Source organism: Streptomyces sp. NPDC091972 (genome assembly GCF_044756385.1).
Lineage (GTDB): Bacteria > Actinomycetota > Actinomycetes > Streptomycetales > Streptomycetaceae > Streptomyces.
The window spans coordinates 117,290-140,397 of the sequence record NZ_JBIVSV010000012.1 but is presented as its reverse complement, the minus strand read 5'-3'; the positions used below and the strand labels follow the sequence as shown (position 1 = coordinate 140,397).

General features: G+C 72.5%; 21 protein-coding genes. 9 read left to right on the top strand and 12 right to left on the bottom strand.

Annotated features, from left to right (window positions below; all coding sequences use genetic code 11):
- Window positions 1-52: 52 nt before the first annotated feature.
- Together ACIQJT_RS31015 and ACIQJT_RS31010 are read left to right on the top strand one after the other, a co-directional pair.
- Window positions 53-1,531 (top strand): 3' terminal RNA ribose 2'-O-methyltransferase Hen1, encoded by a 1,479-nt coding sequence (locus ACIQJT_RS31015; protein WP_402649096.1) that lies wholly within the window; start codon window positions 53-55, stop codon window positions 1,529-1,531.
- Complete coding sequence (locus ACIQJT_RS31010; protein ID WP_402649093.1) at window positions 1,528-4,071, top strand: polynucleotide kinase-phosphatase; 2,544 nt, start codon at window positions 1,528-1,530, stop codon at window positions 4,069-4,071. The genes ACIQJT_RS31015 and ACIQJT_RS31010 overlap by 4 nt, the downstream gene beginning before the upstream one ends.
- Window positions 4,072-4,114: 43 nt before the next feature.
- On the opposite strand, the gene ACIQJT_RS31005 is transcribed toward ACIQJT_RS31010, so the two are convergent.
- Both ACIQJT_RS31005 and ACIQJT_RS31000 read right to left on the bottom strand, forming a co-directional pair.
- Window positions 4,115-5,005: a hypothetical protein gene (locus ACIQJT_RS31005; protein ID WP_402649090.1), complete on the bottom strand. Its 891-nt coding sequence runs from the start codon at window positions 5,003-5,005 to the stop codon at window positions 4,115-4,117.
- On the bottom strand, window positions 5,002-6,006 hold the full coding sequence (locus tag ACIQJT_RS31000; protein WP_365456649.1) for an SPFH domain-containing protein: 1,005 nt from the start codon (window positions 6,004-6,006) through the stop codon (window positions 5,002-5,004). Before ACIQJT_RS31000 ends, ACIQJT_RS31005 begins: the two co-directional genes overlap by 4 nt.
- A gap of 122 nt (window positions 6,007-6,128) precedes the next feature.
- Between ACIQJT_RS31000 and ACIQJT_RS30995 the strand changes: the two genes are divergently transcribed.
- Both ACIQJT_RS30995 and argF read left to right on the top strand, forming a co-directional pair.
- A complete protein-coding gene (locus ACIQJT_RS30995) occupies window positions 6,129-7,352 on the top strand; it encodes an arginine deiminase (protein ID WP_402649086.1) in 1,224 nt (407 codons plus the stop codon).
- 61 nt (window positions 7,353-7,413) lie between these two features.
- Window positions 7,414-8,421 carry an ornithine carbamoyltransferase gene (gene argF, locus ACIQJT_RS30990; RefSeq protein WP_402649083.1) on the top strand — a complete coding sequence of 336 codons (1,008 nt, stop codon included), beginning with the start codon at window positions 7,414-7,416 and terminating at the stop codon, window positions 8,419-8,421.
- Between the two features lie 3 nt (window positions 8,422-8,424).
- Here the strand turns inward: argF and ACIQJT_RS30985 are convergent, their stop codons facing one another.
- Window positions 8,425-8,877, bottom strand: a complete 453-nt coding sequence (locus ACIQJT_RS30985; protein ID WP_365456658.1) for an ATP-binding protein — start codon at window positions 8,875-8,877, stop codon at window positions 8,425-8,427.
- A 307-nt stretch (window positions 8,878-9,184) separates the two neighbouring features.
- Here ACIQJT_RS30985 and ACIQJT_RS30980 point away from each other — a divergent pair, with 307 nt between their 5' ends.
- A complete protein-coding gene (locus tag ACIQJT_RS30980; RefSeq protein ID WP_402649080.1) occupies window positions 9,185-10,012 on the top strand; it encodes an enoyl-CoA hydratase family protein in 828 nt (275 codons plus the stop codon).
- Window positions 9,997-12,279: a bifunctional salicylyl-CoA 5-hydroxylase/oxidoreductase gene (locus ACIQJT_RS30975; protein ID WP_402649077.1), complete on the top strand. Its 2,283-nt coding sequence runs from the start codon at window positions 9,997-9,999 to the stop codon at window positions 12,277-12,279. Before ACIQJT_RS30980 ends, ACIQJT_RS30975 begins: the two co-directional genes overlap by 16 nt.
- A gap of 10 nt (window positions 12,280-12,289) precedes the next feature.
- On the opposite strand, the gene ACIQJT_RS30970 is transcribed toward ACIQJT_RS30975, so the two are convergent.
- Window positions 12,290-13,102: a PaaX family transcriptional regulator C-terminal domain-containing protein gene (locus ACIQJT_RS30970; protein ID WP_402649074.1), complete on the bottom strand. Its 813-nt coding sequence runs from the start codon at window positions 13,100-13,102 to the stop codon at window positions 12,290-12,292.
- 15 nt (window positions 13,103-13,117) lie between these two features.
- Entirely contained in the window at window positions 13,118-14,710 is a 1,593-nt protein-coding gene (locus ACIQJT_RS30965; protein WP_402649297.1) for an AMP-binding protein, read from the bottom strand.
- 147 nt (window positions 14,711-14,857) lie between these two features.
- Here ACIQJT_RS30965 and ACIQJT_RS30960 point away from each other — a divergent pair, with 147 nt between their 5' ends.
- Window positions 14,858-16,066, top strand: a complete 1,209-nt coding sequence (locus tag ACIQJT_RS30960; protein ID WP_402649071.1) for an acyl-CoA dehydrogenase family protein — start codon at window positions 14,858-14,860, stop codon at window positions 16,064-16,066.
- Window positions 16,063-16,461, top strand: coding sequence for a RidA family protein (locus ACIQJT_RS30955; protein WP_402649068.1), 399 nt, complete (start codon window positions 16,063-16,065; stop codon window positions 16,459-16,461). Before ACIQJT_RS30960 ends, ACIQJT_RS30955 begins: the two co-directional genes overlap by 4 nt.
- 41 nt (window positions 16,462-16,502) lie before the next feature.
- Here the strand turns inward: ACIQJT_RS30955 and ACIQJT_RS30950 are convergent, their stop codons facing one another.
- Complete coding sequence (locus ACIQJT_RS30950; RefSeq protein WP_365456676.1) at window positions 16,503-16,697, bottom strand: DUF5999 family protein; 195 nt, start codon at window positions 16,695-16,697, stop codon at window positions 16,503-16,505.
- A gap of 242 nt (window positions 16,698-16,939) precedes the next feature.
- On the opposite strand from ACIQJT_RS30950, the gene ACIQJT_RS30945 reads away from it, so the two are divergent.
- Complete coding sequence (locus ACIQJT_RS30945) at window positions 16,940-17,365, top strand: DUF6299 family protein (RefSeq protein WP_402649064.1); 426 nt, start codon at window positions 16,940-16,942, stop codon at window positions 17,363-17,365.
- 42 nt (window positions 17,366-17,407) lie between these two features.
- Here the strand turns inward: ACIQJT_RS30945 and ACIQJT_RS30940 are convergent, their stop codons facing one another.
- From ACIQJT_RS30940 to ACIQJT_RS30915, 6 genes are all read right to left on the bottom strand, one after another.
- A complete protein-coding gene (locus ACIQJT_RS30940) occupies window positions 17,408-17,608 on the bottom strand; it encodes a hypothetical protein (RefSeq protein ID WP_365456682.1) in 201 nt (66 codons plus the stop codon).
- A gap of 170 nt (window positions 17,609-17,778) precedes the next feature.
- Entirely contained in the window at window positions 17,779-18,948 is a 1,170-nt protein-coding gene (locus ACIQJT_RS30935) for an ABC transporter ATP-binding protein (RefSeq protein WP_402649060.1), read from the bottom strand.
- A gap of 137 nt (window positions 18,949-19,085) precedes the next feature.
- Window positions 19,086-19,943 (bottom strand): molybdate ABC transporter permease subunit, encoded by an 858-nt coding sequence (gene modB, locus ACIQJT_RS30930; RefSeq protein WP_402649057.1) that lies wholly within the window; start codon window positions 19,941-19,943, stop codon window positions 19,086-19,088.
- Window positions 19,940-20,758, bottom strand: coding sequence for a molybdate ABC transporter substrate-binding protein (gene modA, locus ACIQJT_RS30925; RefSeq protein ID WP_402649054.1), 819 nt, complete (start codon window positions 20,756-20,758; stop codon window positions 19,940-19,942). Before modA ends, modB begins: the two co-directional genes overlap by 4 nt.
- Window positions 20,759-20,957: 199 nt before the next feature.
- The gene (locus ACIQJT_RS30920; RefSeq protein WP_402649051.1) at window positions 20,958-21,353 is read right to left on the bottom strand and encodes a molybdopterin-binding protein; all 396 of its coding nucleotides are present in this window, start codon (window positions 21,351-21,353) and stop codon (window positions 20,958-20,960) included.
- A 186-nt stretch (window positions 21,354-21,539) separates the two neighbouring features.
- Complete coding sequence (locus ACIQJT_RS30915; RefSeq protein WP_365456694.1) at window positions 21,540-23,069, bottom strand: UDP-N-acetylglucosamine 1-carboxyvinyltransferase; 1,530 nt, start codon at window positions 23,067-23,069, stop codon at window positions 21,540-21,542.
- Between the last annotated feature and the right edge of the window lie 39 nt (window positions 23,070-23,108).

Here is a 23,108-nt window from a genome sequence, read left to right as displayed (position 1 = left end):
CTCGCGCGCGCACGGCACCCTGTCCCGTCCACCGGCCGGAAAGGCCACGCGCATGTTTCTGACGATCAGTACCACCGGCACTCCCGAACGCCCCGCCACCGACCTCGGCTTCCTGCTGCACAAGCATCCCGACAAGGCGCAGGCGTTCTCCACCTCCTACGGCAGGGCGCACGTCCTGTACCCCGAGGCGGACGATCAGCGCTGCACGGCCGCGCTGTTGCTGGAGGTCGACGCGGTGGCGCTGGTCAGGCGCGGCAAGGGCAAGGGACGCGGCGGCGCCCCCGACGCGGCCCTCGCGCAGTACGTCAACGACCGCCCCTACGCGGCCTCCTCGCTGCTCGCGGTGGCGCTGAGCGCGGTCTTCTCCAGCGCGATGCGCGGAGTGTGCCACGCCAGGCCCGAACTGCCCGCGCAGCCGCGGCCGTTGCGCATCGAGGTGCCCGCGCTTCCGGCCCGCGGCGGTCCGGAGCTCGTCCGGCGGCTGTTCGAGCCGCTCGGCTGGACCGTGACCGCCGACGCGGTGCCGCTGGACGCGGAGTTCCCGGAGTGGGGCGACTCGCGCTACGTCCGCCTCGAACTGGAGTCCACGCGGCTCACCGTCGCCGAGGCCCTACGGCACCTGTACGTCCTGCTGCCGGTCCTCGACGACGCCAAGCACTACTGGGTGGCCCCCGACGAGGTCGACAAGCTGCTCAGGGCCGGTGAGGGCTGGCTGCCCGAGCACCCGGAGCAGCAACTGATCACCAGGCGCTATCTGTCCCGCCGCTGGTCGCTGACGCGCGAGGCGATGGAACGCCTGGAGCTGGTGCGGCTCGCGGAGTCCGACGACACCGAGGTCGAGGACATCGACAACGCCGTCGCGGCGGAGACCGAGAGCGAGGAGAAGCCGACCCCGCTCGCCGTCCAGCGCCGCGAGGCCATCCTGACGGCGCTGCGTGCCGCCGGTGCCGCCCGCGTCCTCGATCTCGGCTGCGGACAGGGCCAGTTGGTGCAGGCACTGCTCAAGGACCCGGCGTTCACCGAGATCGTCGGCGTCGACGTGTCGGTGCGGGCCCTGACCATCGCCTCCCGGCGGCTCAAGCTGGACCGCATGGGGGAGCGGACGGCCTCGCGCGTCAAGCTCTTCCAGGGCTCGCTCGCGTACACCGACAAGCGGCTGAAGGGGTACGACGCCGCCGTGCTCAGCGAGGTGATCGAGCACCTCGACCTGCCCCGGCTGCCGGCCCTGGAGTACGCGGTGTTCGGCGCGGCCCGCCCCCGGACCGTCCTCGTGACGACCCCGAACGTCGAGTACAACGTCCGCTGGGAGTCCCTCCCGGCCGGGCACGTCCGGCACGGCGACCACCGCTTCGAGTGGACACGCGAGGAGTTCCGCGCCTGGGCCTCGTCGGTGGCCGAACGGCACGGCTACGACGTGGAGTTCACACCCGTGGGACCGGACGACCCGGAGGTAGGACCTCCGACCCAGATGGCCGTTTTTGAATTGAGCACCGCCGTGACGAAGCCCGAGAAGGAGGCGAAGGCGGCATGACCGAGACCCAGCGCACGGGGCGCACCCTGCCCGTCACCGACCTCTCCCTCGTCGTCCTCGTCGGCGCCTCCGGCTCCGGCAAGTCCACCTTCGCCCGCCGGCACTTCAAGCCGACCGAGGTGATCTCCTCGGACTTCTGCCGGGGCCTGGTCTCCGACGACGAGAACGACCAGGGCGCCACCAAGGACGCCTTCGACGTCCTGCACTACATCGCGGGCAAGCGGCTGGCCGCCGGCCGCCGCACGGTCGTCGACGCGACCAGCGTGCAGTCGGACTCCCGGCGCCAGCTCATCGACCTGGCCAAGAAGTACGACGTGCTGCCGATCGCCATCGTCCTGGACGTGCCCGAGGAGGTGTGCGCCCAGCGCAACGCCGGCCGCACCGACCGGGCCGACATGCCGGTCCGGGTCATCAAGCGCCACATCCGCGAACTCCGGCGCTCCGTCCGCCACCTGGAGCGCGAGGGCTTCCGCAAGGTGCACGTCCTGCGCGGGGTCGACGACATCGAGCAGGCCACCGTCGTCACCGAGAAGCGCTTCAACGACCTGACCCACCTCACCGGCCCCTTCGACATCGTCGGCGACATCCACGGCTGCGCCGCCGAACTCGAGTCGCTGCTCGGCAAGCTGGGCTACGTCGACGGGGTCCACCCCGAGGGCCGTACCGCGGTCTTCGTCGGCGACCTCGTCGACCGCGGCCCGGACAGCCCGGGGGTGCTGCGGCGCGTGATGGCGATGGTCAAGTCGGGCAACGCGCTGTGCGTGCCGGGCAACCACGAGAACAAGTACGGCCGTCACCTCAAGGGCCGCAAGGTCCAGCACACCCATGGCCTCGCGGAGACCATCCAGCAGATGGAGGCCGAGTCGGACGAGTTCCGGGCCGAGGTCCGCGAGTTCATCGACGGACTCGTCAGCCACTACGTCCTCGACGGCGGCCGGCTGGTCGTCTGCCACGCCGGTCTGCCGGAGAAGTACCACGGCCGCACCTCCGGCCGGGTCCGTTCGCACGCCCTGTACGGCGACACGACCGGGGAGACCGACGAGTTCGGGCTGCCGGTGCGCTACCCGTGGGCGGAGGACTACCGGGGCCGGGCCGCCGTGGTCTACGGCCACACCCCGGTCCCGGAGGCGACCTGGCTCAACAACACCATCTGCCTGGACACCGGCGCGGTGTTCGGCGGCAAGCTCACGGCGCTGCGCTGGCCGGAGCGGGAGCTGGTCGACGTACCGGCGGAGCGGGTCTGGTACGAGCCGGCGAAGCCGCTGAGGTCGGAGGCTCCCGGCGGCCAGGACGGCCGGCCGCTCGACCTCGCCGACGTGCACGGCCGCCGGGCGGTCGAGACCCGGCACCAGGGCCGGGTGGCGGTCCGCGAGGAGAACGCGGCCGCGGCCCTGGAGGTCATGAGCCGTTTCGCGGTGGACCCGCGGCTGCTGCCGTACCTTCCGCCGACCATGGCCCCGACGGCGACCAGCCGCGTCGAGGGCTACCTGGAGCACCCCGCGGAGGCGTTCGCGCAGTACGCCGGGGACGGGGTCGAGCGGGTCGTGTGCGAGGAGAAGCACATGGGCTCGCGGGCGGTGGCCCTGGTGTGCCGGGACGCGGAGACGGCCCGCAGGCGCTTCGGGGTGGACGGACCGACGGGCTCGCTGTACACCCGCACGGGCCGCCCGTTCTTCGACGACGAGTCGGTGACCGAGACGATCCTCGACCGCCTGCGGACGGCGATCGGCGCGGCGGGTCTGTGGGACGAACTCGCCACGGACTGGCTGCTGTTGGACGTCGAGCTGATGCCGTGGTCCCTGAAGGCGGCCGGTCTGCTGAGGTCGCAGTACGCGGCTGTCGGCGCCGCGTCCGGCGCGGTGTTCCCGGGTGCGCTGGCCGCGCTCCGGGGCGCCGCCGATCGGGGCGTGGACGTGTCGGACCTGCTGGCCCGGCAGCGGGAACGGGCCGACGCGGCAAGCGCGTTCACCGAGGCGTACCGCCGCTACTGCTGGACCACCGACGGCCTGGACGGCGTCCGCCTGGCCCCGTTCCAGGTCCTCGCGGTGCAGGGCCGCAGCCTCGCCGGGCTCCCGCACGACGAGCAACTGGCCCTGCTGGACCGCCTGGTGGAGCACGACGGCACGGGCCTGCTCCAGACCACCCGGCGCCTCTACGTCGACACCGGTGACCCGGAGTCGGTGCGGGCGGGCGTCGACTGGTGGCTGGAGATGACCGGCCGCGGCGGCGAGGGCATGGTCGTCAAGCCGCTCGGCGCGGTGGTCCGCAGCACGGAGGGACGACTGGTCCAGCCCGGCATCAAGTGCCGCGGCCGGGAGTACCTGCGGATCATCTACGGCCCCGAGTACACCCGCCCGGAGAACCTCGACCGCCTGCGCAACAGGTTCCTGAACCACAAGCGCTCCCTCGCGATCCGCGAGTATGCCCTGGGCCTGGAGGCCCTGGACCGGCTGGCGGAGGGCGAGCCGCTGTGGCGGGTGCACGAGGCGGTGTTCGGGGTGCTGGCACTGGAGTCGGAGCCGGTCGACCCGCGGCTCTGAGCCGCCGGGCCGCACCTGAGGGGGTGACCCACCGGTCACCCCCTCACCCCACCAGCCGCAACCGCTCCCCGCACACCCCCACCTCCACGGTCTGCCCCCACGTCAGCTCCAGCGAGTCGCCCTCCATCCCGTCCCCGAAGGCGATCAGGCGCTCGGACTCGACGGTGAGCCGCAGCCGGGCGGGGGCGGGGAGTTCCCCGGCGGTCAGTGAGGTGCCGGTGGCCGGGGAGGGCCAGGCCTCGCGGACGAACCAGACCAGCCGGGTCTCCGTCGGGGCCGGCAGCCGCAGGGCGGCGCCCCGCTCCTGCCACACGGACCGGAGCCAGCCCGTGGCTCCGGTCCCCGTCCCCACCAGCACCCCGGAGGACGCCTGGGCCTCGACGACACCCCCGTCGCCCTCCAGGCCCAGGCGGTACCGGGCGGTCTGATGGCCGGCGGCGCCCAGGTAGATCTCGTTCAGTGCGACGAGCCGCTGGGTGTCGTCCGCGACGGCCTCGACCATCGTCAGCTCGTCGACGCTCGCCCCGCCCGCCGCGAGCAGCTTCGCCGTGTCCCGCGGGCGGTGCCGTACCAGGACGCCGGGGTTGCGCCCCGGTTCGGTGTCGATGCCCAGCACCGGCTGTCCGGACAGGTACTTGGCCACGTTGGCCACCAGCCCGTCCTGGCCGACCACGATCACGACGTCCTCCGGGGCGAACAGGAACCGGTCCAGGTCGCCCCGCTCCACCCGTGCCTGACGCCAGGTCAGCGGGATCGCGGCGGTCACCTCGGCGAGCGCCCGGCGGGTGCGCTCGTGGCGTTCGGCGACCTCCGCGATGTCCCGGCCCCGGGAGGAGAGGAAGAAGGCGGCCTGGCCGTGTGTGCCGTGGTGGGCCACCAGCTCCGCGTACTCCGTGGTGCGGTGGACCAGGACGGCCCGCGGCGCGAGACTCACTCCGGCTCCCGCGCGCCCAGCCTGGCCAGCAGCCCCGTCAGCACGTCCGGGGAGATCGTCACGCTGTCGATGTGCGGCAGGTTCTCCGCGAGCCGGGTCCCGGTGAGGGCGTGCAGGGTGGCGACCCCGACGTCCTCGTGCACCTTCAGCCAGGCGGCCTGCGCCTGTGCCTTCGCGTCACCGACCGCGCGCACCCCCTCGGCCTCCGCGCGGGCCAGCCGTACCGAACGCGTCGCCTCCGCCTCGGCCCGTACCGCGTCCGCCGCCGCGTGCTCCTCGGCCTCCCGGCGGGCGTTGGTTCCCCGCTGCTCGACCAACTGCTCCTCGCGGCGGGCGAGTTCGATCTTGCTGGCCAGTTCGTTCTCGGCGATGGTCCGCTCGCGCTCCACGGCGACGGCCCGCCGTTCGTAGGTGGCCCGGTCGGCCTCCTGCTGGATCTGCTCGCGGGCCGGGGTGCGCAGGGCCCGCTCCACCTCCGGTTCGGGTCTCAGGGCCATCACACGGACGGCGACCACCTCGATGCCGGTGGCCGGCAGCCGGGGCTCGGCGTCCAGGCCGGCCGCGACCCGCTCGCGCACCGCGGTGACCCCGTCGACCAGGGCGGCGGAGAGGGGGGTGCGGGCCAGTACGGCGAGCGCGTGCTGCTGGGCCGTCTCCGTGAGGAGCGTGCCCAGTTGCTCCAGGGGAGCGCCCCGCCACACCCCGGTGTCCGGGTCGATCGAGAAGTCCAGGCGGGCCGCCGCGAGGGCCGGGTCGCCGATCCGGTAGGTGACGGTCGCCTGGACCGCCACGTCCTGGAAGTCGGACGTACGGGCGTGGAAGGTCATGGCCAACTCACGGTCGTCCACCGGGATTTCGGAGAGCGCGGCGGTCAGTGCGCGGAACCAGAAGCTGAGCCCCGGACCGTCGTGCAGCAGCTTGCCGCCGCGGTGGTGCCGGATGTGCGCCGTGGGCGCCCCGCGCAGGTGGCGCCAGCCGAGGCGCCGGGTGATGTCGGCCATCGAAACCCCTCTTTTCGTCTGTTGGACGATAACTGGAGGGACGTATTGTCGTCAAGGGGACGAGAACAAGAAGCGGGGCGGACGGGGGCGTCAACAGGGCCCCCGCCGGTCAGGATGGAGGCATGGGATTCCATGTCGACTCCGAGGCCGGGCGGCTCAGCCGCGTCATCCTGCACCGGCCGGATCTCGAGCTCAAAAGGCTCACCCCCAGCAACAAGGACGCACTCCTCTTCGACGACGTCCTGTGGGTGCGCCGGGCGCGCGCCGAGCACGACGGGTTCGCCGACGTGCTGCGCGACCGCGGTGTCGCCGTGCACCTCTTCGGCGACCTGCTCGCCGAGGCCCTGGAGGTCCCGGCGGCCCGTTCCCTCGTGCTCGGCCACGTCTTCGACGAGAAGGAGTACGGCCCGCTGGCCACCGACCACCTGCGGGCCGCCTTCGAGGCGCTGCCCGCCGGGGAGCTCGCGGAGGCCCTCGTGGGCGGCATGACCAAGCGGGAGTTCCTGGACGCGCACCCGGAGCCGACCTCCGTGCGCTTCCACGTCATGGATCTCGACGACTTCCTCCTCGCCCCGCTGCCCAACCACCTGTTCACCCGCGACACCTCGGCCTGGATCTACGACGGCGTCTCGGTCAACGCGATGAAGTGGCCCGCCCGGCAGCGCGAGACCGTCCACTTCGAGGCGATCTACCGTCACCACCCGCTCTTCCGCGACGAGACGTTCCACCTCTGGTCGGAGGGGCAGGCCGACTACCCGTCCACCATCGAGGGCGGTGACGTCCTCGTCATCGGCAACGGCGCCGTCCTCATCGGCATGAGCGAGCGGACCACGCCCCAGGCCGTCGAGATGCTCGCGCACAAGCTGTTCGCCGCGGGCTCCGCGCAGTCGATCGTGGCCCTGGACATGCCGAAACGCCGGGCCTTCATGCATCTCGACACCGTGATGACGATGGTCGACGGCGACACCTTCACCCAGTACGCCGGGCTCGGCATGCTCCGGTCGTACACCATCGAACCGGGCGTCGGCGACAAGGAGCTCAAGGTCACCGACCATCCGCCGGAGCACATGCACCGCGCGATCGCCGCCGCCCTCGGGCTGAACGAGATCCGGGTGCTGACCGCCACCCAGGACGTGCACGCGGCCGAGCGTGAGCAGTGGGACGACGGCTGCAACGTCCTCGCGGTCGAGCCGGGCGTCGTCGTCGCCTACGAGCGCAACGCCACCACCAACACCCATCTGCGCAAGCAGGGCATCGAGGTCATCGAGATCCCGGGCAGCGAACTGGGGCGGGGCAGGGGTGGTCCGCGCTGCATGAGCTGCCCGGTGGAGCGAGCGTCTGTATAGAAATGCTGAACATCGTATAGACTTCCAAGGTCCTGTTCCCGTCCCTCTGGAGCGCCCTCCCATGGCGACTGTTCCCACCGCCCTCGCCGGGCGCCACTTCCTCAAGGAGCTCGACTTCACGGCGGAGGAGTTCCTCGGCCTGGTCGAGCTGGCCGCCGAGCTGAAGGCCGCCAAGAAGGCCGGGACCGAGACCCGCCGCCTGAGCGGGAAGAACATCGCGCTGATCTTCGAGAAGACCTCCACGCGCACCCGCTGCGCGTTCGAGGTCGCCGCCGCCGACCAGGGCGCCTCCACGACGTACCTCGACCCGTCCGGCTCGCAGATCGGGCACAAGGAGTCCGTGCGGGACACCGCGCGCGTGCTGGGCCGTATGTACGACGGGATCGAGTACCGCGGGGACAGTCAGCAGAAGGTGGAGGAGCTGGCCGCCCACGCCGGTGTGCCGGTCTACAACGGGCTCACCGACGACTGGCACCCCACGCAGATGCTGGCCGACGTGCTGACGATGACCGAGCACACCGCGAAGCCGGTCCGGGAGATCGCCTTCGCCTACCTCGGCGACGCGCGGTTCAACATGGGCAACTCCTACCTGGTCACCGGTGCGCTGCTGGGGATGGACGTACGGATCGTCGCGCCGAAGTCCTACTGGCCCGCGCAGGAGGTCGTCGAGCGGGCGCGGGCGCTCGCCGTGGACAGCGGGGCGCGGATCACCCTCACCGAGTCGCCGGAGGAGGGCGTGCGGGGGGCCGACTTCGTCGCCACCGACGTCTGGGTCTCGATGGGGGAGCCGAAGGACGTGTGGGACGAGCGGATCGCCGCGCTGTCGCCGTACGCCGTGACCATGGACGTGCTGCGGGCCACGGGGAACGCGGACGTCAAGTTCCTGCACTGCCTGCCCGCCTTCCACGACCTCGGCACGAAGGTGGGGCAGGAGATCTTCGAGACCCACGGACTGGAGTCCCTGGAGGTCACGGACGAGGTGTTCGAGTCGGCGCACTCGGTCGTGTTCGACGAGGCGGAGAACCGTCTGCACACGATCAAGGCCGTGCTGGTGGCGACCCTGGCCTGAGCGTCACGCCGGGTGCCACTGGGGCGGCACCACCGGAAGGCGGAACCAGACCGCCTTGCCGGTCTCGGTCGGGCGGTGACCGCACGACGAGCTGAGCGCCCTGATCAGCAGCAGTCCCCGGCCGTGCTCCTGCCAGGGGTCGGGTTCCCCGGCGTCCGGGCGGGTGAGGTGGCCCGGGGGCGCCGGGTCCGGGTCGTGCACCTCCACCTGGCAGCCGGTCGGCAGCAGCTCCACGACCAGCTCTATCGGGGTGTCGCCGGCGGTGTGCTCCACGGCGTTGGCCACCAGCTCGGCCGTGAGCAGCTCCGCGGTGTCGCAGTCCGCCCCGTGCTCCAGCTCGGCCAGCGCGGTGCGGACCAGAGCGCGTGCCACGGGCACGGCCGCGGCGGAATGCGGCAGCGCGATGCGCCAGGAGGCGGAGGCTGGAGGGCGATCTTGCAAGGCGGGTCCGTTCATGAGCAGGCTGTCCTGCTTTCAACCGTATGAATGGTACGGCGCCGTCGGACGAGTCGTCCGGCGGGCACCGTACGGGACCTTCGGCCCCCTCGGCAGGCGGCTTACCCGTAGCAACGGCTTGCCTCGCGCGGCCGATCCCGCCGTTGCCGGGCTGTCGACGAGCCGTGACGGATGTGACGGGGCCAGGTCACATCCGCAGTGCCCTATCGCGCACTCGTGACGACAGTCAAAGATGAGTGATAGCTTCGAAGGGCAGAGCGCACCTCGAACCTCGCACCCCGCCCGAGCACGAGGAGGCCGCACGGACATGAGCCCCTTCACCGGCTCCGCCGCCCGCACCCCCGACTGGCAGCACCTGCGCGTCGACCTCGCCGACGGCGTCGCCACGATCACGCTCGCCCGCCCCGACAAGCTCAACGCGCTCACCTTCGGCGCCTACGCCGACCTGCGCGACCTGCTCGCCGAACTGTCCCGCGAGCGTTCCGTGCGGGCCCTGGTCCTGGCCGGCGAGGGCCGCGGCTTCTGCTCCGGCGGGGACGTAGACGAGATCATCGGCGCCACCCTCGCCATGGACACCGCCCAGCTCCTCGACTTCAACCGGATGACGGGCCAGGTGGTCCGGGCCGTGCGGGAGTGCCCGTTCCCGGTGATCGCCGCCGTGCACGGGGTGGCGGCGGGCGCGGGCGCGGTCCTCGCCCTCGCGGCCGACTTCCGGGTCGCGGACCCCTCGGCCCGCTTCGCCTTCCTCTTCACCCGCGTCGGCCTCTCCGGCGGCGACATGGGCGCGGCCTATCTGCTGCCCCGCGTGGTCGGCCTCGGCCACGCCACCCGTCTGCTCATGCTCGGCGAACCGGTCCGCGCCGCCGAGGCCGAACGCATCGGCCTGATCAGCGAACTGACCCAGGAGGGCGGCGCCGACGAGGCCGCCCGGGCCCTGGCCCGGCGCCTTGCCGAGGGCCCGGCGCTGGCGTACGCCCAGACCAAGGCGCTGCTGACGGCGGAGCTGGACATGCCGCTGGCGGCCGCGGTGGAACTGGACGCCTCGACACAGGCCCTGCTGATGAACGGCGAGGACTACCGGGAATTCCACGCGGCGTTCACGGAGAAGAGGCCACCGAAATGGAGCGGACGGTGAACCCCCTCCGGGTGGCCGTCGTCGGCGGAGGTCCCGGCGGACTCTACGCGGCCGCCCTGCTGAAGCGTCTCGACCCGGCCCGCGAGGTCACCGTCTGGGAACGCAACGCCCCCGACGACACCTTCGGCTTCGGCGTGGTCCTCTCCGACGAGACCCTCGGCGGCATCGAACACGCGGACCGGCAGGTCTACGAGGCCCTGTGCGAGGACTTCGTCCGCTGGGACGACATCGACATCGTGCACCGGGGCGTACGGCACACCTCCGGAGGCCACGGCTTCGCCGCGCTGGGGCGCAGACGGCTCCTCGAGATCCTGCACGACCGCTGCCGCGCCCTCGGTGTGGACCTTCGCTTCCGCACCCGGGCCCCGTCCGACCTCGCTGACACGCACGACCTCGTCATCGCCGCCGACGGAGTCAACAGCACGACACGCGGGGCCCACGCACATGTGTTCCGCCCGCATCTGACCGCCCACCACTGCCGCTACATCTGGCTCGCCGCCGACTTCGCCTTCGACGCCTTCCGCTTCGAGATCGCCGAGACCGAACACGGCGTGATGCAGCTCCACGGCTACCCCTATGCGCCCGACGCCTCCACCGTGATCATCGAGATGCGCGAGGAGGTCTGGCGGGCCGCCGGCTTCGACGAGGTCCCTGTGCAGGAGTCGACGGAGAGCTGCGCCAAGATCTTCGCCGACGCCCTCCGCGGCCGCCCCCTGCGCTCCAACAACTCCACGTGGACCACCTTCCGCACCGTGGTCAACGAACACTGGTCGCACGGCAACACCGTGCTGCTCGGCGACGCGGCCCACACCGCCCACTTCTCCATCGGCTCCGGCACCAAGCTCGCCGTGGAGGACGCCCTCGCCCTGGCCGCCTGCCTCGACGAACAGCCGTCGCTGGAAACGGCGTTGGCGGCCTACGAGGCGGAGCGCAAACCCGTCGTCGCCTCCACCCAGCGCGCCGCCCGCGCCAGCCTGGAGTGGTTCGAGAACCTCGGCCTCTACCTCGACCAGCCGCCCCGCCAGTTCGCCTTCAACCTGCTCACCCGCAGCCGCCGCGTCACCCACGACAACCTGCGCCTGCGCGACCCCCGCTTCACCGGTGCCGTGGAACGCGAGTTCGGCTGCCCGCCGGACACGCCCCCGATGTTCACCCCGTTCCGGCTGCGCGGCCTGACCCTGCGCAACCGGGTCGTGGTGTCGCCGATGGACATGTACTCCGCCACCGACGGCGTCCCCGGCGACTTCCACCTGGTCCACCTGGGCGCCCGGGCCCTCGGCGGCGCCGGGCTGGTGATGACCGAGATGGTGTGCGTCTCTCCCGAGGGGCGCATCACGCCCGGCTGCACCGGCCTCTACAACGGCAGGCAGGCCGAGGCGTGGAAGCGGATCACGACCTTCGTGCACGAGCGGTCACCGGGCACCGCGATCGGCGTGCAGCTCGGCCACAGCGGCCGCAAGGGCTCGACCAAGCTGATGTGGGAGGGCATCGACGAACCGCTGCCCGAGGGCAACTGGCCGGTCGTGGCGCCGTCCGCGATCCCGTACACGCCCGTCAACCAGACCCCGCGCGAACTCGGCCGCGCCCAACTGACCGACATCCGCCTCCAGTTCACACAGGCCGCCTGGCGGGCCGCCCGCGCCGGGTTCGACCTCCTCGAACTGCACTGCGCCCACGGCTACCTGCTCTCGAGCTTCCTCTCCCCGCTGGCCAACCGGCGCACCGACGCCTACGGCGGCTCGCTCGCCAAGCGCCTGCGGTTCCCGCTGGAGGTCTTCGACGCCGTCAGGGAGGTGTGGCCGCAGGAACGGCCCATGACCGTCCGCATCTCCGCCACCGACTGGGCCGAGGGCGGCAACACGGCCGAGGACGCCGTCGAGATCGCCCGCGCCTTCGCCGCGCACGGCGCCGACGCGATCGACGTGTCGACCGGGCAGGTCGTGGCCGGGGAACAGCCGGAGTACGGGCGCTCGTACCAGACGCCGTACGCGGACCGGATCCGCCACGAGATCCGCGTCCCGGTGATCGCGGTCGGCGCGATCTCCTCCTGGGACGACGTCAACTCACTGATCCTGGCCGGTCGCACGGACCTGTGCGCGCTGGCCCGACCGCACCTCTACGACCCCCACTGGACCCTGCACGCGGCCGCCGAGCAGGGGTACGACGGCCCCGGCGCCGTCTGGCCCGACCCGTACCGCGCGGGCAGCCGGCGGCCGCAGACCGGGCGTACCGACGCCCCCAGGCCCCGGCTCACGCTGGGGAGTTGAGATCGTGGGATCACAGCCCGGCGAACGTGGCCCCCGCGTCCCGCAGTCGCTCGTGCAGGCCCCGGAACACCGCCGCCGCCCGCTCGCCCGGCCAGTCCTCCGGGAGCAGCCCGGCGGGCAGTCCGGGGTCGGCGTAGGGGAGGTGGCGCCAGGAGTCGAGGACGAGGAGGTAGTCGCGGTAGGCCTCCTCGGGCGGGGTGTCGGCCCGTTCCTCCCAGGCGCGCAGCACGCCTGCGTGTCGGTCGAGGAACGCCTCGTGCTCCTTGGCGATCGCGGCCAGGTCCCACCAGCGGGCGACCGCCTCGGCGGTGGCGGCGAATCCGAGGTGCTCCCCGCGGAAGAGGTCGACGTACGGGTCCAGCCGCAGCCGGCAGAGCGTGTGGCGGGCCTCCTCGTACAGCCGCGCCGGGGCGATCCACACCCCGGGTGCAGCCGTGCCGAAGCCGAGCCCGGCCAGCCGTGAGCGCAGCACGTGCCGCTTCTGGCGCTCCGACTCGGGCACCGAGAACACCGCGAGCACCCAGCCCTCGTCCTCGGGCGGGGCCACCGCGTAGATGCGCCGGTCGCCGTCGTCGAGCAGTTGGCGGGCGTCCGGCGACAGTTCGTACCCCGCCGAGCCCCGCGCCGTGCGGGCCGGCAGCAGCAGCCCGCGCCGCTTGAGCCGGGACACCGACGACCGTACGGAGGGGGCGTCCACGCCGACCGCGGCCAGCAGCCGGATCAGCTCGGCGACGGGCACGGGGCCCGGCATGAAGCGGCCGTAGGCTCCGTAGAGCGTGACGATGAGAGACCGTGGTGCATGCTGGTCGGACACGTTGATCATCTTAGGTCGTGTGGATCACTGCTGGTCACCATCGGTGCGCAGCCTGAACCGCTGGAGCTTGCCGGTCGCGGTGCGCGGCAGCGCGTCCAGGAAGACGATCTCGCGCGGGCATTTGTAGGGCGCCAGTTCGCCCTTGACGAAGGTGCGCAGCGCCTCGGCGTCGCGTTCGGCGCCCTCCTTGAGGACGGCGTAGGCGACGACGACCTGTCCGCGTGCCTCGTCGGGCCTGCCCACGACCGCCGCCTCGACCACGTCCGGGTGCCGCAGCAGGGCGTCCTCGACCTCGGGTCCGGCGATGTTGTACCCCGCCGAGATGATCATGTCGTCCGCGCGGGCCACATAGCGGAAGTACCCGTCGCTCTCGCGGACGTAGGTGTCGCCGGTGATGTTCCAGCCGTCCCGCACGTACTCGCGCTGGCGGGGGTCGGCGAGGTAGCGGCAGCCGACGGGGCCGCGCACGGCGAGCAGTCCGGGCTCGCCGTCGGGCTTCTCGTGACCGCTCTCGTCGACCACGCGCGCGTGCCAACCGGGTACCGGCACACCGGTCGTCCCGGGCCGGATGTGCTCGTCGGCCGCGGAGATGAAGATGTGCAGCAGCTCGGTGGCGCCGATGCCGTTGACGATCCGCAGTCCGGTCCGCTCCCGCCAGGCCTGCCAGGTGGCCGCGGGCAGGTTCTCGCCGGCCGAGACGCAGCGGCGCAGGGACGAGACGTCGTGCGCGTCGAGCTCGTCGAGCATGGCGCGGTAGGCGGTGGGGGCGGTGAACAGGACGGAGACGCGATGCTCGGCGATCGCCGGGAGCAACTGCTTCGGGTGGGCCTGTTCGAGGAGGAGGGAACTGGCGCCCGCCCGCATCGGGAAGATCACCAGACCGCCGAGACCGAAGGTGAATCCGAGCGGGGGACTCCCGGCGAAGACGTCATCCGCATGTGGTTGAAGCACATGCTTGGAGAAGGTGTCGGCTATCGCGAGCACATCCCGGTGGAAGTGCATACAGCCCTTGGGGCGCCCGGTGGTCCCGGAGGTGAAGGCGATGAGCGCCACGTCGTCGGCCGCGGTCCGCACGGCCGGGTACGGCGTCCCGGGCGCCTCGCGGTTCAGGAGGTCGTCGGGGGAGTCGCCGCCGTACGTCGTGATCCGCAGGCCCGGTATCTCGGCCTTGGCGAGATCGTCCACGGAACGTATGTCGCACAGGGCGTGCTCGATGCGCGCGATCCCGCACATCGTGGCCAGCTCGTGCGGACGCTGCTGGGCCAGCACCGTCACGGCGACCGCGCCCGCCTTCAGCACGGCCAGCCAGCAGGCCGCGAGCCAGGGCGTGGTCGGGCCGCGCAGCAGCACCCGGTTGCCGGGGACGACCCCGAGATCGCCGGTGAGGAGGTGCGCGATCCGGTCGACACGGGTGCGCAGCGTGCCGTACGTCCATGTCTCCCCGGCCGGGGTGCGGAAGACGGGGCGGTCGTCGGGCGGTCCCGTCAGCAGCTCGGCGGCGCAGTTCAGCCGATCGGGGTACCGCAGCTCCGGCAGGTCGAAGCGGAGCTCCGGCCACTGGTCGGAGGGCGGGAGGTGGTCGCGCGCGAAGGTGTCGACGTGGGCCGAGGCGTTCATGGCGGGTCGCCCCCTTGCCTTCCGGGCCGCGTGGGCCGCCTTGTGGGCGTCGATGGTGGGCTCGCACAAGGAGCGTATCGTGTTGGTGACGACAGTCAACGGCACGCGATATCGTCGGAGGGCCCTGTCGACGAGAGAGGACCGGCGATGCCCGCATTCTCGCTCGAACCGTCACAGACCGCCCGGTGTGCGGAACTGCGCGCCCTCGCCGCGGACCGCCTGCGCCCCCTGGCGGAGAAGGGCGAGCCGGGCCGGGTGAACCGGCCGCTGGTCGCCGAACTCGGCCGACTGGGCCTGCTGGAGCGGCTGTTCACCTCCGGCGCCCTCGACCTCTGCCTGATGCGCGAGTCCCTCGCCCACGCCTGCACGGAGGCGGAGACCGCCCTCGCCCTCCAGGGCCTCGGCGCGCACCCCGTCCACGCCCACGGCACCCCCGCCCAGCGCGACCGCTGGCTGCCGGCGGTCGGCGAGGGCAGCGCGGTGGCCGCGTTCGCGCTCAGCGAGCCGGGGGCCGGGTCGGACGCGGCGGCGCTGGGACTGCGGGCGGAGGGGGAGGGGGAGGGGAACGGCGGGCCGTCCCCGGCCGGTCCGCCCTCGAACCCGTCCCGCACCGCCGGCCCCGTCGCCGAGTCCGACGGCTCCGCCCGCTGGCGGCTGACCGGGGATAAGTGCTGGATCTCCAACGCCCCCGAGGCCGACTTCTACACCGTCTTCGCCCGGACCACCCCCGGCGCCGGAGCCCGCGGAGTGACCGCCTTCCTCGTGCCCGCCGACCGTCCCGGACTCACCGGCACCGCCCTCGACATGCTCTCCCCGCACCCGATCGGCGCCCTCGCCTTCGACGCCGTGCCGGTGAGCGCCGACGACGTCCTCGGCGAGGTCGACCGCGGCTTCCGGGTCGCCATGGGCACCCTGAACCTCTTCCGGCCCAGCGTCGGCGCCTTCGCGGTCGGCATGGCCCAGGCGGCGCTGGACGCGACCCTCGCCCACACCTCCCGACGGGACGCCTTCGGCGGCAAGCTGCGGGACCTCCAGAGCGTGGCCCACACGGTCGCCGAGATGGCCCTGCGCACGGACGCGGCCCGCCTCATGGTGTACGCGGCGGCGACGGCGTACGACGAAGGCGCCCCGGACGTGCCGAAGCGCGCGGCGATGGCGAAGCTGCTCGCCACCGAGACCGCGCAGTACGTCGTCGACACCGCGGTGCAGCTGCACGGCGCACGGGCCCTGCAACGCGGTCATCTGCTGGAGCACCTCTACCGGGAGGTGCGCGCCCCGCGCATCTACGAGGGGGCCAGCGAGGTGCAACGGGGCATCATCGCCAAGGAGTTGTACGCCGACCTGGAGGTGTCGTGAGCGCCGAGCGCATCAACCCGCCCGAACTGTCCCCGCCCACGGGGTTCTCGCACGCGGTCGTCGCCACCGGCTCGCGGCTCGTCTTCCTCGCGGGGCAGACGGCCCTGGACGCCGACGGCAAGGTGGTGGGGGAGTCGCTGCCCGAGCAGTTCGAGCGGGCGCTCACCAACCTGCTCACCGCCCTCGCGGCCGCCGGCGGCACCCCGGCCGACCTCGCACGGGTCACCGTCTACACCACCGACATCGCCGCCTACCGCACCCATGCCCGCGAACTGGGCCGTATCTGGCGGGAGTCGGCGAGACGGGACTATCCCGCCATGGCCGTCGTCGAGGTCGTGCGGCTCTGGGACGACCAGGCCGCGGTCGAACTCGACGGCTTCGCGGTGCTGCCCTAGGACCGCCGGTTCCCCGGGGTTCGCGCGGTGCGCGGTCGCGGTCAGGCGGCGACGGCGAGCTGGTCGGCCGGGACCCGGTGCGGTGCGACGACGCGACCGTCGGGGAGCAGCTCGCCGGTGTCGTCGAAGACGATCGCGCCGTCGCACAGCAGGTTCCAGCCCTGCTCGGGGTGGGCGGCGACGATGTGCGCGGTGGTGCTGTCGGACGCAGTGCACGAAGAGCGGTGAGAACACATGGCGCACCTCCACATTCGGTGGACCGTCCGTATGGGGTCCGTATCCGTATGGGTAGACCATGCTCCCGTCGCGAACTCATCGGAACGGCCCGACATGAAGCGTGACAACACGCGGACAACTCTCGGACGGTTCCACGACGCTCGGTGCGGACTCGCCACCGAAGGGGTGACGATCACGGCTCTCCGGGCGTGTTCCCGGTAGCAGTGGAGGCCCCCACTCCACTCAACCGGGAGGTACCCCCATGCCCGCTCGCCCCCTTCGCCCCGCTCTCGCCGCCGCGCTGTTCCTGCTGGCCGTCCCCGCACTGCCCGCGAGCGCCGACGCGAACGAGACCGTCACCGTCGACCCCCTCGGCCGTGTCGCCGCGGACGGCACCGTGACCCTGTCCGGGACCTACCGCTGCACCGGCGGTTCGGGCCCGGTGTTCGTGAGCTCCTCCGTGAGCGGGAGCTCCCCGTCGGTCCGGCACGGCATCGGCGGGACCCGCGCGGTGTGCGACGGCGTGGAGCACAGGTGGGAGAACACGGGCAAGCCCACCTCGGACGTCCTCGAGCCGGGTCCGGCCCGGGTCGAGGCCACCCTCATGGAACTCCGCCTCCAGGGCGGCCTGCCGCTGCCCCGCTTCCACGCGGCCGAGCAGCGGGACATCACGCTGACGAAGGGCTGAGCGAGGACGCCTGCCCGCGCCGGCGGCTGTCGCCCACGGCGCTCACCGTACGAGTGTGATCTCCGGCGGCCACAGCACGCCCTCCGCCAACAGCAGTGCGGGTCCCAGGTGTTGCGGGCACACGATCAGCGGTGGCCGGGCGTGGCAGGCGATCTCGAAGCGGGCGCGGGCCCCGCACTCCTCCCCGTCGCGTGGTCCGGAGTGCCGGCTCGCGCACCGCAGTGCGGGTGGGGTGTGCGTCATGGTGTCCTCCTGCGGGCTGAGGGCCGACCGGGGGTGGGGCCGGCGCACCCCGCACCCGTTCAGGCTAAGGACGACAGGTGCGGGCGGCCTGTCCGGTCGGCCGTCCGGGTGAGGCTCCGGAGCCGTGATCACCCGTGAGCCCGTCGGCTCGGCCCCCTGGGGGCCCGCTCTCAGACGGGATACGCGTGCGTCTGCACCGCCTTGACCGCCGCCCAGACCTCCGCGCCCGGGTGCAGGTCCAGTTCGGCGGCGGCCACCGTCGTGAGGTCCGCCGCGAGGGGGAGCTCGCCCGTGAGGTCGGCGCGGACCTGGTCGCCGTGGGTCTCCAGGCCGGCCACCTCGCACCGCCAGTGATTGCGGGCGCTCGCGCCGGCGGGGGGCTCGCGGTAGAGGGTCACGGCACTCGGCGGGAACGCCACGAACACGGGACCCGTGAGGTCCTCCGTGGTCGTGAGCGAGGGTCCGTCCGCGAGGCGGACCGTGTGGCCGTCGGCCTCGCCCCGGTAGAGGTTCAGGCCGACGAGCCGGGCGATGTAGTCGGTGCGCGGACGGCGGGCGATGTGGGACGGGACGCCCTCCTGCACGACCTCGCCGTGCTCGATGACCACGAGGCGGTCGGCGAGGACCATCGCGTCCAGCGGGTCGTGCGTGACGAGTACGGCGACGGCCTCGAAGTCGGCCAGGTGGCGCCGGAGTTGGGAACGGACCTCCAGGCGGGTGCGGGCGTCGAGGGCGGCCAGCGGCTCGTCGAGCAGCAGCAGCCGGGGGCGGGTGGCCAAGGCGCGGGCCAGGGCGACGCGTTGGGCCTGGCCTCCGGACAACTTGCGGGGCTTGGCGCTCGCGTGGGCCGCGAGACCCATGCGGTCCAGCCACTCGGCGGCCTGCTCCCGCGCCCGGGCCCTGGTCGCGCCCTGGCAGCGGGGGCCGAAGGCGACGTTGTCGAGGGCGCTGAGGTGGGGGAAGAGGAGGTAGTCCTGGAAGACGACGCCGACCGGGCGGGACTCCGGAGGCGTGCGCTCCAACGCGGCCCCGTCCAGCCGCAGATGGCCGTTGGTGAGCGGCGTGAGACCGGCGAGGGCGCGCAAAGCGGTGGTCTTTCCGGCACCGTTCGGACCCAGCAGGGCGACGACCTCACCGGGGGCGACGGCCAGGGACACGTCGAGGCGGAAGGCACCGCGGTCCACGACCAGGCGGGCGTCGAGGCCGGTGGTGCTGGGGTTGGCGGTGGCGGGGCTGGTGCTGGTGGTCGGGTTGGTAGTGCTGGGGTTTCTTGTGGTCGGGTTGGTGGTGGTGCGCTGGGTCTCGCCGGCGACGGTGCTGTCACCGCTTCCGGTCGCCATGATGTCGTCGTCGGTCCGGGGTGTCTCGCGGTCACGGTGGCCACGCCACGCCTGCTCCCCGCCCCCGGCCGCCCCGCCCCCGGCCGCCCCGCCCCCGGCCGCCCCGCCTCCGGCTGCCCCGCCCCCGCCCGTCCCCGTCATCCGGTCGCCATCCAACGGTCGCGCAGTCCCGCCAGTACCGCCACGGAGACGGCCAGCAGGACCAGGCTGAGGGCGATCGCCGCCTCCGGGTCGCTCTGGAGGGCGAGGTACACCGCGAGCGGCATGGTCTGGGTACGGCCGGGGAAGTTGCCGGCGAAGGTGATCGTCGCGCCGAACTCGCCGAGCGCCCGCGCCCAGGCCAGTACGGCGCCCGCCGCGACACCCGGCGCGATCAGCGGCAGCGTGACCCGTCGGAACGCGGTGAAGCGGGAGGCGCCCAGGGTCGTCGCCGCCTCCTCGTAGCGCGGGTCGGCGGCCCGCAGGGTGCCCTCCACGCTGATGACGAGGAAGGGCATCGCCACGAACGCCTCGGCGACCACCACCCCGGCCGTGGTGAAGGGCAGCGTGATCCCGAACCAGGCGTCGAGCCACTTGCCGACGACCCCGTTGCGGCCCAGCGCCATGAGCAGCGCGACACCGCCGACGACCGGTGGGAGGACCAGCGGCAGGGTGACCAGGGCACGGACCAGACCGCGGCCGGGGAACTCGACGCGGGCCAGCAGCCAGGCCAGCGGGACCCCGATCACCAGGCTCACCGCGGTCGCTGCCGTGGCGCAGACGAGGGAGAGCTGGAGCGCCTGCCACACGGCGGCGCCGGTGAGCTGTTCGGGCATGCCGCGCCAGGGGGCCCGTACCAGAAGCGCGACCAGCGGCACGGTCAGGAAGGCCAGGCCGAGCAGCGCGGGCACGAGCAGGGGCAGCGGCACACCGCCGCCGGGCGCGCGGACACGCCGACGCCGCGGGCCGCCCCGCAGGGTCTCGGTCCCGGCGTCGGTCGGGTCTGTACGGGTCACGGCTTCAGGAACCCCGCCCCGGTCAGGACCTTCCGGCCCTCGGCGGACCGCACGAGCGCGATGAACGCCTTTGCGGTGGCCGTGTTCCGGGCGCTCTTGAGCAGGGTGATCGGGTAGTCGTTGACGGCGTCGGCGGACTCGGGGAACTCCACGCCCTCCACCTTGTCACCCGCCGCGCGCACATCGGTCCTGTAGACGACGGCCGCGTCGGCCTCCTTCAGTTCGACCTTCGTCAGCGCGGACTTGACGTCCTGTTCGTAGGAGACCGGGGTGAGCTCGAGCCCGCTCGCGTCGAGGGCCTTCTGCGCGGCTGCGCCGCAGGGCACCTCCTTGTCGCACAGCACGACCTTCAGGTCCTTGTCCGTGAGGTCCTTCAGCGACCGCACGTCGTCCGGGTTGCCGGGCAGGGTGGCGATCTCCAACTGGTTGCGCACGAAGGTGACGGGCGTGCCCGAGGCGTCCTGGGCGTCCGTGACGATCTTCATCGTCTTGGGGCTGGCCGAGGCGAACACGTCCGCCGGGGCGCCGCCGGTGATGCTCGCGGCCAGGGAGTCGCTGCCGCCGAAGCTGAAGGTGACGTGGGTGCCGGGGTGGGCCTGCTCGAACCGCTGGCCCAGCGTCGTGAAGCTCTCCTTGAGGGAGGCGGCGGCGAAGACGGTCACCGTGCCGGACAGCCGGCCCGACGCGGACGACAACGGCTCCGAGGACGAGGAGTCCGAGTCGGACGACGAGCAGGCGCTCAGGGCCAGCAGTGCTGCGGCACCCGCGCCGGCCGTCCGCAGGGCCCGCCGGCTCCGGCGCGCGGTAGGGGTCATCACAGGTCCGCTCCCTCTGGTCCTCGTCGTCCCGGCTCCACCGTCGGCAAGGCCGCGGATGCCGATTATGCCGATCATAGTGACGCAGATGCCAGGCGGAAGTCCCCTGTCGCATCGCATGAGCGGGAAACCCGATCCGGCAGGCTGGCATGTGCGTTCCTACGGGAAGGCGGCTCCGGTGCCGGAACCGTAGCCCTGCTCAGGTGCGGTCGATGTGCACGTTCGTCGACTTCACCCGGGCGGTGGCCTCGACCCCGACCTCCAGGCCGAGCTCCTCCACGGCCTCCCGCGTCAGCAGCGACACCAGCCGGTGCGGGCCCGCCTGGATCTCCACCTGGGCCGCCACGTCGCCGAGCTTGACGGCGGTGACGATGCCGGGGAAGGCGTTGCGGACGGAGGTGTGGGAGAGGGTCTCCTCGCCGCCCCCGCCCTGGGCCAGTTCGACGGAGAAGGCGGCCAGGTCCCTGCCGTCGATGAGGCGTCGCCCGCCCTCGCCCCGGTGCGTGGGCACCCGCCCGGCGTCGGCCCACCGCCGCGCGGTGTCGGGGCTCACGCCGAGCAGCCGGGCGGCCTGGCCGATGGTGTAGGACTGCATAGGCGCCAAGATAGGCGATCGGCCGCGCGGCCGGGTCGGGGCTCCGGAGCCGGGCCGACCGGCCCTGGGTACGGCGGAGCCCACCCGGAGGGGACCGGAAGGGCGACCGCCGCCACCGCCCGGACCCGGCGGGCCGGGCCCCGGAGCCCGGACCCGGCCGGCCCGGACCCCGCCGCCGCGAACCGCTCAGATGTCCCGGAAGATCTCGATCTGCGCCCCCACCGAGTTGAGCCGTTCGGCCAGGTCCTCGTAACCGCGGTTGATGACGTAGACGTTGCGCAGCACGGACGTGCCCTCGGCCGCCATCATCGCCAGCAGGACCACCACGGCGGGGCGCAGGGCCGGCGGGCACATCATCTCCGCCGCGCGCCAGCGGGTCGGGCCCTCCACCAGCACCCGGTGCGGGTCGAGGAGTTGGAGGCGTCCGCCCAGCCGGTTGAGGTCCGTCAGGTAGATCGCGCGGTTGTCGTAGACCCAGTCGTGGATGAGGGTCTGGCCCTGCGCGACCGCCGCGATGGCCGCGAAGAACGGGACGTTGTCGATGTTCAGGCCGGGGAACGGCATCGGGTGGATCTTGTCGATCGGCGCCTCCAGCTTGGAGGGGCGGACCGTGAGGTCGACGAGGCGGGTGCGGCCGTTGTCCGCGAAGTACTCCGGCGTGCGGTCGTGGTCGAGCCCCATCTCCTCCAGGACCGCGAGTTCGATCTCCAGGAACTCGATCGGCACCCGGCGCACGGTCAGCTCCGACTCCGTCACCACGGCCGCGGCCAGCAGGCTCATCGCCTCGACCGGGTCCTCGGAGGGGGAGTAGTCGACGTCCACGTCGATGTGCGGCACACCGTGCACGGTGAGGGTGGTGGTGCCGATGCCCTCGACCCTGACGCCCAGCGTCTCCAGGAAGAAGCACAGGTCCTGGACCATGTAGTTGGAGGAGGCGTTGCGGATGACGGTGACGCCGTCGTGGCGGGCGGCCGCGAGCAGCGCGTTCTCCGTCACGGTGTCGCCGCGCTCGGTCAGCACGATCGGGCGGTCGGGGCGGACCTCGCGGTCGACCCGGGCGTGGTACTGGCCCTCGGTCGCGGCGACGTCCAGGCCGAACCGGCGCAGCGCGATCATGTGCGGCTCGATGGTCCGGGTGCCGAGGTCGCAGCCGCCGGCGTAGGGCAGCCGGAAGGCGTCCATGCGGTGCAGCAAGGGGCCGAGGAACATGATGATCGAGCGCGTGCGGACGGCGGCCTCGGCGTCGATGGCGCCCATGTCCAGCTCGGCCGGCGGCACGAGTTCGAGGTCGACGCCACCGTTGATCCACCGGGTGCGCACCCCGATGGAGCTCAGCACCTCCAGCAGGCGGTAGACCTCCTCGATGCGGGCGACCCTGCGCAGCACCGTGCGCCCCTTGTTGAGGAGCGAGGCGCAGAGCAGGGCCACGCACGCGTTCTTGCTCGTCTTGACGTCGATCGCGCCGGAGAGCCGACGACCGCCGACCACCCGCAGATGCATCGGGCCCGCGTAGCCCAGAGAGACGATTTCGCTGTCCAGTGCTTCACCGATACGGGCGATCATCTCAAGGCTGATGTTTTGGTTGCCGCGCTCGATGCGATTGACGGCGCTCTGACTGGTGCCGAGCGCCTCGGCAAGCTGTGACTGCGTCCAGCCCCGGTGCTGTCGGGCGTCACGGATGAGCTTGCCGATACGTACGAGGTAGTCGTCTGCCATGCGGTTGAGGCTATCTCAGATATGAGATGCCGCATTCCG